Annotated in this window: 17 protein-coding genes; 14 read left to right on the top strand and 3 right to left on the bottom strand. The window is 37.4% G+C overall.

The window, feature by feature from the left end:
• Positions 1 to 3: 3 nt before the first annotated feature.
• From JEP71_RS09225 to JEP71_RS09245, 5 genes are all read left to right on the top strand, one after another.
• Positions 4 to 336 carry a zinc ABC transporter substrate-binding protein gene (locus JEP71_RS09225; RefSeq protein WP_099075108.1) on the top strand — a complete coding sequence of 111 codons (333 nt, stop codon included), beginning with the start codon at positions 4 to 6 and terminating at the stop codon, positions 334 to 336.
• A gap of 11 nt (positions 337 to 347) precedes the next feature.
• Entirely contained in the window at positions 348 to 692 is a 345-nt protein-coding gene (locus JEP71_RS09230) for a hypothetical protein (RefSeq protein WP_198620423.1), read from the top strand.
• Between the two features lie 8 nt (positions 693 to 700).
• Positions 701 to 952 (top strand): hypothetical protein, encoded by a 252-nt coding sequence (locus tag JEP71_RS09235; protein ID WP_129040093.1) that lies wholly within the window; start codon positions 701 to 703, stop codon positions 950 to 952.
• Between the two features lie 306 nt (positions 953 to 1258).
• Positions 1259 to 1756, top strand: coding sequence for a contact-dependent growth inhibition system immunity protein (locus JEP71_RS09240; protein WP_198620454.1), 498 nt, complete (start codon positions 1259 to 1261; stop codon positions 1754 to 1756).
• A 273-nt stretch (positions 1757 to 2029) separates the two neighbouring features.
• Complete coding sequence (locus JEP71_RS09245) at positions 2030 to 3295, top strand: hypothetical protein (RefSeq protein ID WP_141650230.1); 1266 nt, start codon at positions 2030 to 2032, stop codon at positions 3293 to 3295.
• A gap of 133 nt (positions 3296 to 3428) precedes the next feature.
• Here JEP71_RS09245 and modE read toward each other — a convergent pair whose 3' ends face one another.
• On the bottom strand, positions 3429 to 4220 hold the full coding sequence (gene modE / locus JEP71_RS09250) for a molybdenum-dependent transcriptional regulator (RefSeq protein ID WP_100159468.1): 792 nt from the start codon (positions 4218 to 4220) through the stop codon (positions 3429 to 3431).
• Positions 4221 to 4378: 158 nt separating this feature from the next.
• Between modE and JEP71_RS09255 the strand changes: the two genes are divergently transcribed.
• From JEP71_RS09255 to modC, 4 genes are all read left to right on the top strand, one after another.
• A complete protein-coding gene (locus tag JEP71_RS09255) occupies positions 4379 to 4522 on the top strand; it encodes an AcrZ family multidrug efflux pump-associated protein (RefSeq protein WP_071788544.1) in 144 nt (47 codons plus the stop codon).
• A 336-nt stretch (positions 4523 to 4858) separates the two neighbouring features.
• On the top strand, positions 4859 to 5629 hold the full coding sequence (modA, locus tag JEP71_RS09260) for a molybdate ABC transporter substrate-binding protein (RefSeq protein ID WP_198620429.1): 771 nt from the start codon (positions 4859 to 4861) through the stop codon (positions 5627 to 5629).
• 17 nt (positions 5630 to 5646) lie between these two features.
• Positions 5647 to 6339, top strand: a complete 693-nt coding sequence (gene modB, locus JEP71_RS09265; protein ID WP_160230862.1) for a molybdate ABC transporter permease subunit — start codon at positions 5647 to 5649, stop codon at positions 6337 to 6339.
• Positions 6333 to 7397 (top strand): molybdenum ABC transporter ATP-binding protein ModC, encoded by a 1065-nt coding sequence (modC, locus tag JEP71_RS09270; protein ID WP_198620430.1) that lies wholly within the window; start codon positions 6333 to 6335, stop codon positions 7395 to 7397. The genes modB and modC overlap by 7 nt, the downstream gene beginning before the upstream one ends.
• Positions 7398 to 7466: 69 nt before the next feature.
• Here the strand turns inward: modC and JEP71_RS09275 are convergent, their stop codons facing one another.
• Positions 7467 to 8288: a pyridoxal phosphatase gene (locus tag JEP71_RS09275; protein ID WP_109373973.1), complete on the bottom strand. Its 822-nt coding sequence runs from the start codon at positions 8286 to 8288 to the stop codon at positions 7467 to 7469.
• A gap of 149 nt (positions 8289 to 8437) precedes the next feature.
• Here JEP71_RS09275 and pgl point away from each other — a divergent pair, with 149 nt between their 5' ends.
• Positions 8438 to 9427: a 6-phosphogluconolactonase gene (pgl, locus tag JEP71_RS09280; protein ID WP_198620432.1), complete on the top strand. Its 990-nt coding sequence runs from the start codon at positions 8438 to 8440 to the stop codon at positions 9425 to 9427.
• A 60-nt stretch (positions 9428 to 9487) separates the two neighbouring features.
• Here the strand turns inward: pgl and bioA are convergent, their stop codons facing one another.
• Entirely contained in the window at positions 9488 to 10762 is a 1275-nt protein-coding gene (gene bioA / locus JEP71_RS09285) for an adenosylmethionine--8-amino-7-oxononanoate transaminase (protein ID WP_198626130.1), read from the bottom strand.
• Between the two features lie 103 nt (positions 10763 to 10865).
• On the opposite strand from bioA, the gene bioB reads away from it, so the two are divergent.
• From bioB to bioD, 4 genes are read left to right on the top strand one after another with little or no spacing between them, the layout of a single operon-like run.
• Complete coding sequence (gene bioB, locus JEP71_RS09290; RefSeq protein WP_160230084.1) at positions 10866 to 11903, top strand: biotin synthase BioB; 1038 nt, start codon at positions 10866 to 10868, stop codon at positions 11901 to 11903.
• Positions 11903 to 13066 carry an 8-amino-7-oxononanoate synthase gene (gene bioF, locus JEP71_RS09295; protein ID WP_198626131.1) on the top strand — a complete coding sequence of 388 codons (1164 nt, stop codon included), beginning with the start codon at positions 11903 to 11905 and terminating at the stop codon, positions 13064 to 13066. Before bioB ends, bioF begins: the two co-directional genes overlap by 1 nt.
• On the top strand, positions 13041 to 13805 hold the full coding sequence (bioC, locus tag JEP71_RS09300; protein ID WP_198620435.1) for a malonyl-ACP O-methyltransferase BioC: 765 nt from the start codon (positions 13041 to 13043) through the stop codon (positions 13803 to 13805). Before bioF ends, bioC begins: the two co-directional genes overlap by 26 nt.
• Positions 13798 to 14481: a dethiobiotin synthase gene (gene bioD, locus JEP71_RS09305; RefSeq protein WP_198626132.1), complete on the top strand. Its 684-nt coding sequence runs from the start codon at positions 13798 to 13800 to the stop codon at positions 14479 to 14481. The genes bioC and bioD overlap by 8 nt, the downstream gene beginning before the upstream one ends.
• Positions 14482 to 14730 lie beyond the last annotated feature (249 nt).

A 14730-nucleotide genomic window follows, 5' to 3' on the forward strand; every position in this document is an offset into this window, starting at 1 on the left:
TATATGACTAAAAATGAAATATACATAGATATGATGTATTGGATTTTGCCCCAATTAAGAAATATTCAGTCTAGAGGAATGATAGCAAAAGCAAAAGATAAATCTTGTTATTACGAATTACAGTTAATTCATAATTTACCCAAAAAAATACTTAATCAAGATTTTGATGAAAGTGATATTTCATTTTTAAATTTTCAAGCTAAAACATATACTGAAAAATGCAGTTCAAAAATAAGTATATTATATGATGGTAATATCAAGTATATTAAAATGTTATTTAACTTGGTCCCTAATGAATTACGTCATCAATTACGATGGGATGGACCTATTAATTAAAATAAGGATATATGGCTTTATCTCTAATTTCAGAATGGGTACCAGGTTCATCTTACACATATGCGTGGGTTGCCATGGATAATCAAAGGTATTTAGCAAAAATGTATAATAACAATAGTGGGTGGTTACCTAAAGTACTATTATCGATACCTGATATTAAATTATATTTGGATGACTTATCTGAATATATTGATGGTGAATCAGAAAAATACAACAATAAAATAAATAAGAATGCTAACTATATTGTTGATTTATATTCAAGTTATACTTATAGAAAATATGGTAAATCAAAAATAATAAAAAAATTTGATTTTGAATTGAAAAATGGGATGGGAATCATTCTGATGCGGGAATAGGGGCTAAAATGGGAATGTTTTATTTTGAAGCATTAGAGGGGCAATCTATAGGAGAAGATTATCCCATTGGCTATGAGGGTGAAACAAAAATGGGTGACTATTTTCGTTTTATTGTTCCAACTATTTATGCAACGATAGAAGATATTCCTGAAGAGTTAAGAAAATATATTGTAGTCTCTGATAGTCTTGATTTTACCAAAGATAGATTGCTCGATAACAATAAAATTAGCGATTATTTTACTCGTATGTATTCAGAGTAAATAAACTAGCTACTCATTTTTAATAGAAATATTAATCAAGCCAAAACCATTGCTTAATATTATTTTAAAAATAATAATTAGGTGGTAGTTCTTATTTAAAAACACTTAAATGGATAAATATTATGGAGAAAGAAAGAGAAGCGCTGAGATTTTACCAAGTGATGTTAAATCAAAAACTCTAGAATTAGGTGTTCCTGCAAGAACAACCAAACAACAATGAGATGCTATTAATAATTTTATTAAAAATGCATCTTCAAAAAATATTAAGGTTAATATTACAATAGTTGAGGAGTAAATAGTGTCTATATCAAAAAAAATAACTTAAGAGCAAGTATCTATTTTAATAATGATTATTATATTATAATAACTCTTTCAAAAAGCGGTATTTATTTGATGGATTTTAAAAAAGGTTATAAGGTTTTATCCAAAGATCCATTTGATGCAGATTTGGGTTTCTTTACAAGAAATGCATTAATCCAAAGCGAAATATTAGATGCTAATTCATCTGAATATCATGAAATGCGTAATAACGATGGATTATATTCTGAATGGATAAAAAAAATAATTAAAGAATGTGATTATAAAAATAAAACGACACTATTCAAAAACATGAACTTATGTAATGTGAATGTGACTGATGGTATTATATCTATTATTCCTTATGATCACTTACGATTGGATCATTGGATTGGTAAAAGTATACCTAACAATGCAATTATTACATTAAAAAGCAATTGCAGTGACGAGGTTTTAGGTGCCTCAATAAAAGAAGCTTTTACACGTTGTATTAGTCGTAAAGTTTAAATACTTTATTTCTACTGAGACTACTAAATAATTATTCTAATAAATAGAACTAATTAGTATTAACAATATATAGTGATTTTCTACCATATTAACTATAAAAAACAATCAATCAGTAAAGGAATATATATGTATAGCTTACGTTTTTTTATTATTTTATTTTTATTTCTACCTTATTTGTTATTTTCTTTTGTCTATGCAACGAATAAGCCTTCATTGATAAATAGTAAAATTAATCCATTATCTATAATTAGGATCCATGATCGTGTGAATTACATGGTGTCATTAACGGATAATAATGGAGAAACGGTTCAGCATTGGCATTCTGTTGATTGTAAGCAGAACAAAGCTCAGCTTTTATATAAGGATGTATTGAATGAAGAAGGGCTAACCAAAGCTCGCTATTACGGTAATAATTATCTTCGTTATGCACCAGCTCAAGACAATAAGCTGATGACAACAGAAGATATCCGCATGGTTTGTCAATTTCCAATAAAAGAATCGCGATGGGAAAGATTATCTGACACGTCTATCGGCGGTATGACTAACCTTGTTGATACTAATAGTATTCAGCATATTGGTGACATCTTATCAGTGCGCACAGGATATGATTTTGCAGAAACCATCTGGGAACCACCTTATGATGCACCTCTTGAGCTAAAGATTGAGCACTATTTATATAATTGTAAAACTCATCAGGGCGACGCTGTAGTTGCAATGAACCTAGATCGTGAGGGGTACATTACTGATTCGCTGATCACTGATGATATTATTCGTCGTAAAAATAGTTTCAAAATAGATCTTCAAATGAGACAACTTTTCAATCAATTATGTCAGTTACCAGAAGGAAAAACGTTCACTGCTGAGGGACACTTTGTACCTGCTATTAATAAGCCTGTATCAACATTGATGGGGCCAACAATGCCCAATTTAAGTAATAATAATCCGCAATGGCTTAATAAATATCCACTTTCTACAGGAATTAATAATCAAACTCAATCATTGATAAAACCATGGGCACTTCCTCGCTTTAAACAGATCCGTTATACCATAGTAAGCGAATACGGTAAGGTCAATGTACAGTTGGATGCCCAATCGGATGGTTATATACGTAATCTAGAAGATTATGGTATCTGGACAGTACAACGTTTAATGTTGGCTAATCAGTTACAATTAAAGTTTGTTATGTCTATCAGTCACGATATTTCACTACTCCGTAAGTTGCAGACAGATCTGCAATTTCCATTAGTCGTTGGCCAACAATATCAAGCACAGTGGGAAAGTATTGATTCTAAAAAAGAAGTAATAACTTCATCAATACGTTGTAATGTGTTAAGCGAAGGAGATGCAGGTAGTATAGCATCTGAGTTTAGTGGAAAATATCTGTTAGTTCAGTGTGATGAAACTCATGAAGGACAACAGAAAATCAGTAGCAAACAAGCTTGGTTGCAAGATTTTAACGTTTTTGTTCCAGTTACCATGCAAGTAGGTGATAGACTAGAAAGTTCAGTAAAACTGGAAAATATTAATGTAATACGTTAATCAGAAGTTTATTAGAATAAATTTGATTTATGTAAATATTATTTCCAATTAAAAACCATCACTTAATATTATTTCTAAAATAATAACTAAGTAATGGTTTTATTTTTTTATTGAAAAGCAACCATGCTAATAATTAACACAGTGTGGCGACAATCACCTGATCGGCATTAAATAAAGCCGTTACGCTGTCATTAATATGCAATTTTTGCTCTTTAACATGCTGATTAGAACAGGTGGCACACACTTCTTGCCCACCTTCTAATGTCACCACTAATTCGCTGTTTTCACTACCCGTCTCAATTTGAGTGAGTGTGCCTGAAAGGGCATTATCATATTGTTGCGCTAAGGATGAGCCTTTTTCAATATTAACCCATGGCGCTTTAATTAAGATCAGTACTTCTTTGCCTTTTTTCAGGCCTAAGCGATCTGCACTTTTTTCTGTTAAGGCAGCACGAATAGTCGTTTTTCTATCTGCAAGTTGCACATTAACATGCTGTTGAACTTGAAGATTATCACGCTCAATAATCGTGCCGAAAAACTGGTTTCTGGCACTCGTTTGTAATGAAAAGCGAGAAATCGCCGCTAAAAGGCTATCAAGAGGGAGTGAATCGTCTTTCAATACATCAAAGGCTTTTTGCTGAATTTGACCTAGCAGATCGTAAAGTTGTAGTAAGCGCTCACAATAATGAGTAAGAGTTGCACCACCACCGCCTTTGCCACCTGTTGCTCTATCAACGAGAAGTTCGTCTGCGAGTTGATTCATTTCATTAATGGCATCCCAAGCACTTTTATAGCTAATGCCTGCCATTTTTGCCCCTTGACTAATTGAACCCGTCGCTTTGATCTGTTTTAACAGCGCAACACGGCGAGGATCGGCAAAGAGCTTATCTTGAAGTTTTAGTGTTAATAATATTTCTGCTTGCATAATGATAGGCTTCTTCTTTTTTGTGTGTTTATCGCATTTTTTGTACCGACACAAAGCGATAATTCTCTAGAATATATACAACTATAGCGTTATTATTCGTTATTCGTGAAGAAATGCCAACTCTGGCTTTCCGAATATACCATGATAAAGAGGTTATCATGCTTGAATTATTGAAAAGTTTAGGGTTTGCTCTCTTGATGGTACCCGTTGTAATGGTACTCATTATGGGCATCATTTATGGTTTGGGTGAAGTGTTTAACCTGATTTCACCAAGTCAGCCAAAAGCAGACAAAAAATCATAAAATCTCCCTCCCTGATTTAGAACAGCCCTCTAATTTTTTAGAGGGCTGTTTTTTTATTCGCCATACTCGTCATACTTCAAGCCACAGCGGTGTTGACTACACTCATTCGCACTAGTCACATACTTATGTATGCTCCTAGTGACTCATTCATTTTTCGCCTAGCTGTGACTTAAATTATTTAGAGTATATAACCTTTTCTCTATTTGTTTTTTTATCCTTATTTTTATGGTTATATTTATTGATATATAACTAGTTTCTAACATCTAATTCTTTCATTTTACGCTGTATCTTGGTATATACAGCGGGGTCATCCTTTAATTTAAGTGGAATTAGAACATGAAAAAATTATCAGGTAAGTTACTTGCTGGTGCGGTTATCTCTTTTGCTTTAGTGAGTCAAAGTTTTGCATCGGAAAAAGTAACGGTATTTGCGGCCGCTTCTCTTACCAATGCTCTTAATGAAATTTCGGCACAATATAAGCAAGAAAAGCAAACTGAAGTTGTTGCATCTTATGCATCTTCTTCAACACTAGCTCGCCAAATTGAACAGGGCGCACCTGCAAATCTGTTTATTTCAGCAGATCAGCAGTGGATGGACTATGTCATTGATAAAAATTTAATGGTTGCAGATTCACGTCATACATTATTAGGTAATGATTTAGTACTCATTGCCCCTAAAGATAGTCAATTAAATGACGTTGTTATTAATAAGGAAACCAAATGGAAATCCTTACTTAATGGCGGAAAATTAGCTGTTGGCGATCCGGATCATGTGCCTGTTGGTATCTATGCTAAAGAATCATTAGAATATTTAGGTGCATGGGATACAGTAAGCCCAGAAATGGCTCGTACTAATAACGTGCGTAGCGGTATGGCGCTAGTTGAACGTGATGAAGCACCATTAGGTATCGTATACGGTTCTGATGCGGTTGCGAGTGATAAAGTGAAAGTGGTTGGCGTATTCCCAGCTGATAGCCACAAACCTGTTGAGTATCCAATGGCAGTTGTAAAGGGTCAGGACAATAAAGCAGTTCGTGATTTTTATGACTATCTGAAAACACCTCAAGCCGCAGAAATCTTTAAGAAATACGGCTTTAGCCCACTGTAGGAATTATACTTTTGGAGATGTTAAGTGAATACGAATGGCAAGCCATCATACTAAGCCTTAAGGTATCGACTGTTGCAGTTATAATCAGTCTACCTTTTGGTATTTTTATGGCTTGGCTTTTAGTTAGGGTACGTTTTCCTGGTAAATCATTGCTTGATAGCATTATTCATTTACCTTTAGTTCTGCCACCTGTTGTGGTCGGTTATCTTTTACTGATCAGTATGGGGAGACGTGGATTTATTGGTGAATGGTTGTATAACTGGTTTGGTTTTAGCTTTACCTTTAGTTGGCGAGGCGCAGCACTTGCATCCGCAGTAGTTGCATTTCCACTGATGGTAAGGGCAATTAGACTAGCATTAGAAGCTGTCGATCAACGCATGGAGCAAGCTGCAAGAACCTTAGGGGCTTCGCCGTTGCGAGTCTTTTTTACCATAACGTTACCTTTGTCTATGCCAGGGATCATCGCAGGAATTGTGTTGGCATTTGCGCGCTCATTGGGAGAATTTGGCGCAACAATCACTTTCGTTTCCAATATTCCAGGGGAAACAAGAACCATTCCTCTGGCAATGTATACCTTGATTGAAACACCAGGTGCGGAAATGGATGCCGCCCGTTTATGTGTGATTGCAATTATTTTGGCGCTCGTCTCTTTAATGGCTTCAGAGTGGCTAACTCGTTGGGGTCGTAAAAGATTGGGGGGCGTATGCTAGAGATGAATTTTAAACAGGCGCTAGGATCACTGCGTCTGGAAGTAAATACTGAACTGCCAACAGAAAGTATTACGGCAGTTTTTGGTTTATCTGGTGCGGGTAAAACTTCACTGATTAATGTGATTGGCGGGTTAACCAAACCAGATTCAGGGCGGATTGTATTAAATAATCACACACTGGTTGATACTGAAAAGAAAATTTATCTGCCACCTGAAAAACGTAAAGTGGGTTATGTATTCCAAGATGCACGGCTGTTTCCTCATTACACAGTGAGAGGAAATCTGCTTTACGGTATGTCACCGACAATGAAAGTGCAGTTTGATCGCATTATTTACTTATTAGGCATCGAACATTTACTTTCGCGTTTTCCTATCACCTTATCAGGCGGTGAAAAGCAACGTGTTGCTATTGGACGAGCGTTGCTGACAGCTCCTGATATTATGCTAATGGATGAACCTTTAGCATCGCTTGATTTACCGCGTAAACGTGAGTTACTGCCGTATTTAGAAAAGCTCTCTCAAGATGTACAAATTCCTATTTTGTATGTGAGCCATAGCCTTGATGAAATTATTCGACTTGCAGATAATGTTATTGTGATGGATGCAGGAAAAATTAAGGCGACAGGTAAGCTAGAAGATGTATGGGCAAGTAGTGCATTACGTCCTTGGTTACAAAAAGAGACGTTAAGTAGCATCGCCAATGTCATGGTGGTAGAACACCATAGCCATTACGATATGACGGCAACGGCTTTTGGTAATCAAGTGCTGTGGTTGCCTCAAATAGAGGCGAAAATCGGTCGTGATGTGCGTGTGCGTATTGATGCTTCTGATGTATCACTGACTACCACTCGTCCTTCAAATAGTAGTATTCGTAATATTTTGCATATGAAAGTGGTTGAAACCATAACGAATGATGGTCAAGTTGATGTAAAACTTGTCAATGATGGCAATTATTTATGGGCGAGGATCACACCTTGGGCAAAAGATGAATTAAATATCCAAGAAGGACAATGGCTTTATGCGCAAATAAAAAGTATTTCGCTAAGTCGCCATCTTTGATTTTTTCGTTTTATCAATACATAAAAAAACCTCATCTTAGATGAGGTTTTTGTCTTTTAAAGAGAGTGATCAAGACAAAATATATTTATGGATAGTCTCAGCAATACCTGGCTGTGAATTCACTTTAGTGACCATTTTAGCGCGCGCTTTTACTTCATCTGAAGCATTACCCATTGCAACACCTAAACCAACATGTTCTAACATACTAAGATCATTAAAATTATCACCAAAGGCAATAACATCATTCATACTCATGCCATTTGCTTCAACCCAGCGTTGTAAACGACGGCCTTTGCTGTTGCCTTTTTTGGCGATATCAACTTGATCAATCCAAGACCATTCACACTCTAAGCCTACTTGTTGCTCAATTTTCTCAACTAAAGTACGCAATTCATCGTGATCAGGCGTTGTAGTGGCTATTTTCCAAATTGCATTAACATCATGCATGGCTTTATAGAAATCATCAACTTTAACGAGATTAGGGCGTTGTGCGATAGGTAATGTTTCTGACCATTTTAAAGTGCGTTGAACAGGGGAGGATAATTGGTCATAAAGCATTGCATCGTCGGCATAAACCAAGTGATGGATATCGGTTTGTTTAACGAGATCTAATACAGCTCTGGTTTCTTGTGTAGTTAGTGGATCAGACTCTAATACTTTTTTACCAATATAATCATAAAGGTAAGTTCCATTACAGCAGATTGCAGGGGTATCAAGATCGAGCGCTTGATAGAATGGATGAATAGCAACATGATGACGACCTGTTACAATTAAAACTTTAACGCCTGCTTTTCTTGCAAGATTGAGTGCTTCTAAAGATTCTGGCAGGATACGTTTTTGGTCATCAAGCAGTGTGCCATCAAGATCCAAAGCAATAACGCGATATGACATAAATAAGCCCCTTGATAGTATTAAGATGCAATGGTGTTGATGTTACACGTTAACCAATAAAAGATAAACTAGCTTAATCGTTACAATCAAACGTTAGTTATTCTATTATTCTTTATAAATCAATGGGTAATGGGTTTTAAGGAGAAGGGATGAAACAGGTAGTCTACGTAGCAAGTCCAGAGAGTCAGCAAATTCATGTTTATGCGTTAAACACCGAAGGTGAAATGGATTTATTGCAGGTTGTTGAGGTTGCAGGGCAAGTGCAACCAATGATTGCAAGTGCTGATGGAAAATACCTTTATGTGGGTATTCGTCCTCATTTTAGTGTGGTGACATTTGCGATAGCTTCTGATGGTCAGTTAGAACAAAAGGCGACAACGTCAATTCCAAGCACGCCTGTCCATTTATGCTTAGATAAAACAGGGCGCTTTTTGTTTGTTCCTTCTTATCATCAGGGTAATTTAGCTGTTTTACCTATTAATGCGAAGGGGATCCCTCAATCACCTATTCAAATTATTGAAGGCTTAAATAAGCCTCATTCATCTAACATTGATTGGAATAATAAACAACTGATTGTGCCTTGCTTAGGTGAAGATCATATTCGTTTATTTGATTTATCAGAAGATGGTCGTTTAACAGAAGCGGGTACTGAAGAGCTGACAACAGCACAAAATGCGGGCCCCCGTCATATGGCATTCCATCCTAATGGTGATGTGTTTTATTGCCTTAATGAATTAGATGCGACAATCAATATATATCGTCGTATGGGTGATTTATATCGCTTAATGCAAACGGTCGATATTGTGCCTGAAACATTTAACAGTACCCGTTGGGCGTCAGATATTCATATTACACCAGATGGCCGTTTTCTTTATGCAAGCGAACGCTCTGAAAGTTTTATTTGTGCGATGGCAATTTCAGAGGCGGGCGACTATCTGCAACCTGTGGGTTATTACCCAACACAAACACAGCCTCGTGGTTTTAATCTTGATAACACAGGAAATTATCTGATTTCTTGTGGTCAAAAATCAGATTTTGCGTCGGTTTCTCGTATTGATAAACACACTGGCGTATTAACTGAGTTAGCGTGTTACCCAGTAGGTAAAGGCGCTATGTGGGTTACCGTTGTGACGAAGTAAAGATTACTGTACCTCTAGCAAAATATTTCCTTGCTAGAGGTTTTATTTTTTATAAAAGGTTTATGAGAGATTAACAACTTTCTCAATAGTTTGAGTGAGTTTAGTGAGGTTTTCTGGCGGCATAATAAATGGTGGCATAATATAAATCAGCTTACCAAAAGGTCTTATCCAAACGCCTTCAGCAACAAAGATTTTTTGTAATTTTGCCATATTGACAGGCTCATGCATTTCAACCACACCAATCGCGCCTAAAACACGCACATCTTTCACACTTTTTGCCTGTTTTAACGGTGATAACTCGCATTTTAGTTGTTTTTCAATTTCTGCAACTTGGTTTACCCAATCGCCTTTTGCTAATAGAGATAAACTGGCATCAGCAACTGCACAAGCCAAAGGATTTCCCATGTAGGTAGGACCATGCATAAAGCATCCTGCATCGCCTTGGCTTATGGTTTCTGCAATATGGCGCGTGGTTAAGGTTGCCGATAACGTCATATATCCACCTGTCAATGCTTTACCTACACACATTATATCTGGCGATATTTCAGCATGTTCACAGGCAAACAGCTTACCTGTTCGACCAAAACCAGTGGCTATTTCATCTGCAATTAATAACACATCAAATTCAGTACATAAGGCTCTTGCGTGTTTCAAATATTCGGGATGATAAATTCGCATTCCACCAGCACCTTGAACAATGGGTTCAAGCATAACGGCAGCAATTTCTTGATGATGTTGCTCTAGCGTTGAGCGTAATGAGTGGATATCAGCGGGATCCCATTCTTCATAAAAACCTGTTTTTGGCGCATCCACAAAGAGATGATTAGGCAGATAACCTTTGTAAAGACTGTGCATGGAGTTATCTGGATCACACACTGACATGGCACCAAATGTATCGCCATGATAGCCCTGTTTTAACGCCACAATACGTTGGCGTTTTTCACCTTTAGCCTGCCAATATTGCAAAGCCATTTTAAGCGCAACTTCAACAGCAACCGAGCCAGAATCTGCGAGAAATATGCATTCAAGAGGCTCTGGTGTTATCGCTAATAATTTTCGACAAAGTGATATTGCTGGTGGATGAGTAATGCCACCAAACATCACATGAGACATATTGCTGAGCTGTGTTGTAACGGCATTATTGAGTTCTGGATGATTATATCCATGAATTGCTGCCCACCATGAAGACATTCCATCAATCAATTTTCTACCATCGGCCAAGACTAATTCAACGCCTTTTGCACTGACGATAGGGTAAGCAGGTAACGGATTACTCATCGAAGTGTATGGATGCCAAATGTGGCGTAAATCGAAAGCGATATCTTCAGGTGTCATTATATTTTTCACTTAATCATGTAAACCAATGGTGATCAATTTTAGTTGACATGATAACCCTATTATTTAAACTGGCAATCACTTTTAAAAAGGAGATTGTATTGTGAGCGCACTAAAACGTTGGACATTAAAAGAAGCCAGAGCATTGTTTGATATGCCATTTTTAGATTTGGTTTTTCAAGCACAACAAGTTCATCGTCAACATTTTGACCCTTCACAAATTCAAGTGAGCACTTTGCTTTCTATTAAAACAGGGGCTTGTCCTGAAGATTGTAAGTATTGTGCCCAAAGCGCGCGGTATAAAACGGGATTAGAAAAAGAGCGCTTAATGGAAGTGCAGCAAGTGATTGAATCTGCGAAAAAAGCAAAAGCGGCAGGTTCAACACGTTTTTGTATGGGCGCGGCATGGAAAAATCCGCATGAGCGCGATATGCCTTACCTTGAGCAAATGGTAAAAGAAGTTAAAGCGCTGGGTATGGAAACCTGCATGACACTCGGCAAATTAGATGATTCACAAGCTAACCGATTAGCAGATGCAGGACTGGACTTTTATAACCACAACCTTGATACCTCACCTGAATTTTACGGCAGTATCGTGACAACACGTACCTATCAAGACCGTTTAGATACGCTTGATAAAGTGCGTAATGCGGGTATTAAAGTGTGTTCTGGCGGAATTTTAGGGTTAGGCGAGGAAGTTAAAGATCGCGCGGCAATGCTGGTGCAATTAGCCAATTTGCCACAGCCTCCTGAAAGTGTACCTATTAATATGCTTGCCAAAATAAAAGGGACACCACTTGCAGATAATGAGGATGTCGATCCTTTTGATTTTATTCGTACTATCGCCGTTGCTCGTATCATGATGCCGCGTTCTTATGTGCGTCTTTCTGCTGGGCGAGAGCAAATGAGTGAACAGACACAAGCATTTTGCTTTATGGCTGGGGCTAACTCTATTTTCTACGGTTGCAAATTATTAACGACAACCAATCCGACTGAAGATAAAGATCACCAATTATTCCGCAAGTTAGGCCTAAATCCAGAGCGGTTAGCGGTATCAATGGGCGATAATCAGCAAGAAGAAGCGCTAATGCACGCTGTTGCCAATAAAGACACTGAACAATTTTATAACGCGGCACTGTAATGAGCTGGCAAAACTATTTAGATGAAAAACTTAATGTGCGTAGAAATACGCCATTATGGCGAAAACGCCAAGTGATAAATCATTCTAATGGGCGCTTTCTAACCACGATATCAGGCGAAAAGTATCTTAATTTTTCAGGCAATGATTATTTAGGTATTAGCCAGCATGCCGATGTGATTAACGCGTGGCAACAAGGTGCGAATGAATATGGTGTGGGGAGTGGCGGTTCAGGACATATCACTGGTTTTACACAAGCTCATGCGCAGTTAGAACAACATTTAGCGGATTGGTTAGGTTACGATAATGCGCTGTTATTTTCATCTGGTTACAGTGCCAATCAAGGCGTTATTTCGGCATTACTTGAAAAAGAAGATATCATTATTGCTGATAAACTTTGCCATGCTTCATTAATGGAAGCAGCCACATTATCACCCGCCACGTTGTGGCGCTTTTTGCATAATTCGCCAGATTCTTTATCTCAACGACTCAATAAAACGTCTGCTAATAAAATCCTAGTGGTGACAGAAGGGGTATTTAGCATGGATGGCGATCAAGCGCCATTAAGAGAAACTGCATTAATAAGCCAAAAGCACCATGCTTGGTTAATGGTCGATGATGCGCATGGTATAGGTGTTTTAGGTAAACAAGGTCGAGGCAGTTGTGATGAAGTGGCTATTAAACCTGAATTATTGGTCGTAACTTTTGGTAAAGCTTTTGGTGTGAGTGGGGCGGCTGTGCTTTGCAACAAGCCAACTGCTGAATTTTTTGAACAATATGCTCGCCATCTCATTTACAGTACCTCAATGCCACCGGCACAAGCTGTGGCTTTAAATTCCGCACTGAATGTGATTAAGCAAGCTGATAGTGAGCGGGAATATCTTCAACAATTAATTTATACCTTTCGCCAAGGTGTGGCTTCGCTCCCTATTAAATTATTGCCTTCGCAAACCGCTATTCAGCCAGTAATTATTGGTGATGAACAATTGTGCCAAACACTTTCAGATTATCTGCAATCTAAAGGGCTTTGGATAAAAGCAATCTTTCCACCTACCGTACCTCCTCAAAGTGCACGTTTACGAATAACGTTAACGACTCGCCATCACCTTTCAGATATTAAGCTGTTAATCGAGACGCTTCATGCTTTCTTCAGTCAAAACAGATAAACAACGTATAGCTCAAACATTTGGTAAAGCTGCGATTCATTATGATAATCACGCCAATATTCAGCGCTATAGCGGCAATAAATTAATGGATTTAACACGTCATGATAGTGGCAATATTGTGTTAGATGCAGGATGTGGAACGGGATATTTCAGTCAAAAATGGAAGCAACAAGGCAAGTTTGTTATTGCGCTTGATTTATCACATTCAATGTTACAAGTGGCAAAACAGCAACAGCGAGCTCATGGCTATCTACAAAGTGATATAGAGCACTGTGCGATTACGCCACAAAGTGTGGATATTGTTTTTAGCAATTTAGCGATGCAATGGTGTGATGATTTATCTGTTGCCGTTAAAACGTTAATGAACACCGTAAATGTGAAAGGAGCACTTTATTTTTCAACACTTGCCACGTCGACATTACAAGAAGTCAGAGACGCTTGGCAATCGCTTGATAATCATGAACATGTTAATCCCTTTTTATCCCCTCAAGATATCGAGAACGCCTGTGCTGGTTTCCATTGCCAATTTTCTACCGAAATTGTCACAGAACAATATGATTCATTACATGCGCTCTTTGCTTCTTTGAAGGGCGTTGGTGCCAATTTTGTGCAAGGTGATCGCCAAAAAGGCTTGATGACACGACAAAAACTCCATGCATTAGAAAATGTGTGGAAAACAGACTCAGGAAAATATTTACTCACTTATCAAATTGTTATAGGAAAAATATCACATGGCTAAAATATGGTTTTTAACAGGCACAGATACAGAAGTGGGTAAAACTGTAGTAAGCAGTGCTCTATTACAATGTGCTGCGCACCAAGGGTATCGAACCGTGGGCTATAAACCTGTAGCATCAGGAAGTGAGTGGTTGAATGAAGGTTTACGTAACTCGGATGCGTTAACATTGCAAAAATTCAGCACAGTAAAATTAGATTATCACCGCGTTAACCCTTATTGCTTTGAAACGCCGACATCGCCGCATATTGTCAGCCAAGAAATGAATCAGCCTATTGATTTTGATGTGATGTCAGAAGGCTTGTCTTACTTAAAGCAGCAAGCTGATTGGGTTTTAGTTGAAGGTGCTGGTGGTTGGTTTACTCCACTGTCAGAAAATCAATTTTTCTCTGATTGGGCTATCAATGAAAAGCTACCTGTTATTTTGACTGTAGGTGTTAAATTGGGTTGCATTAATCATGCGTTATTAACGCAACAAGCAATTATTCAGTCTGGTTTAACATTGGCGGGTTGGGTTGCAAATGAAGTTGAACCTGCGGGACGATATCAGAAAGAATATTTGGCAACATTAAAACAGCATATTAAAGCACCATTCTTAGGCAAAATACCCTATTTAAATGAAGTAAAAGAGCATAATTTTACTCCTTACCTTGATCTTTCTTGTTTAAAACTAAGTTGATAGACCGTTATTAAGTAAATTATAAAAGTCTATTTTTTATACCAATAAAAAAATAAAAAAAATAAATTTCGTCAATTTTGAGGGATATTTTAAGGTGGAAAAAAAGACGTAACCTACCGAGAGATAACAACTTTGTGTAGTTATCCACTATTCCTGTGGATAACCTTGTGTATTACCATTATAAAAATACTCTAAATAGAGAGAACACAAGGCATTGCTAAAGATTGGCGTTATTCTCAACTTTTATTT

Origin of the sequence: Proteus sp. PR00224, assembly GCF_016238105.1 — a bacterium.
GTDB lineage: Bacteria > Pseudomonadota > Gammaproteobacteria > Enterobacterales > Enterobacteriaceae > Proteus.

Bases quoted from the DNA above. Each gene is read 5' to 3' on its own strand.
- JEP71_RS09225 (WP_099075108.1), top strand. From the start codon at position 4: ATGACTAAAAATGAAATATACATAGATATGATGTATTGGATTTTGCCC.
- JEP71_RS09230 (WP_198620423.1), top strand. From the start codon at position 348: ATGGCTTTATCTCTAATTTCAGAATGGGTACCAGGTTCATCTTACACA.
- JEP71_RS09235 (WP_129040093.1), top strand. From the start codon at position 701: ATGGGAATGTTTTATTTTGAAGCATTAGAGGGGCAATCTATAGGAGAA.
- JEP71_RS09245 (WP_141650230.1), top strand. From the start codon at position 2,030: ATGGTGTCATTAACGGATAATAATGGAGAAACGGTTCAGCATTGGCAT.
- modE (WP_100159468.1), bottom strand. From the start codon at position 4,220: ATGCAAGCAGAAATATTATTAACACTAAAACTTCAAGATAAGCTCTTT.
- JEP71_RS09255 (WP_071788544.1), top strand. From the start codon at position 4,379: ATGCTTGAATTATTGAAAAGTTTAGGGTTTGCTCTCTTGATGGTACCC.
- modA (WP_198620429.1), top strand. From the start codon at position 4,859: ATGAAAAAATTATCAGGTAAGTTACTTGCTGGTGCGGTTATCTCTTTT.
- modB (WP_160230862.1), top strand. From the start codon at position 5,647: ATGTTAAGTGAATACGAATGGCAAGCCATCATACTAAGCCTTAAGGTA.
- modC (WP_198620430.1), top strand. From the start codon at position 6,333: ATGCTAGAGATGAATTTTAAACAGGCGCTAGGATCACTGCGTCTGGAA.
- JEP71_RS09275 (WP_109373973.1), bottom strand. From the start codon at position 8,288: ATGTCATATCGCGTTATTGCTTTGGATCTTGATGGCACACTGCTTGAT.
- pgl (WP_198620432.1), top strand. From the start codon at position 8,438: ATGAAACAGGTAGTCTACGTAGCAAGTCCAGAGAGTCAGCAAATTCAT.
- bioA (WP_198626130.1), bottom strand. From the start codon at position 10,762: ATGACACCTGAAGATATCGCTTTCGATTTACGCCACATTTGGCATCCA.
- bioF (WP_198626131.1), top strand. From the start codon at position 11,903: ATGAGCTGGCAAAACTATTTAGATGAAAAACTTAATGTGCGTAGAAAT.
- bioC (WP_198620435.1), top strand. From the start codon at position 13,041: ATGCTTTCTTCAGTCAAAACAGATAAACAACGTATAGCTCAAACATTT.
- bioD (WP_198626132.1), top strand. From the start codon at position 13,798: ATGGCTAAAATATGGTTTTTAACAGGCACAGATACAGAAGTGGGTAAA.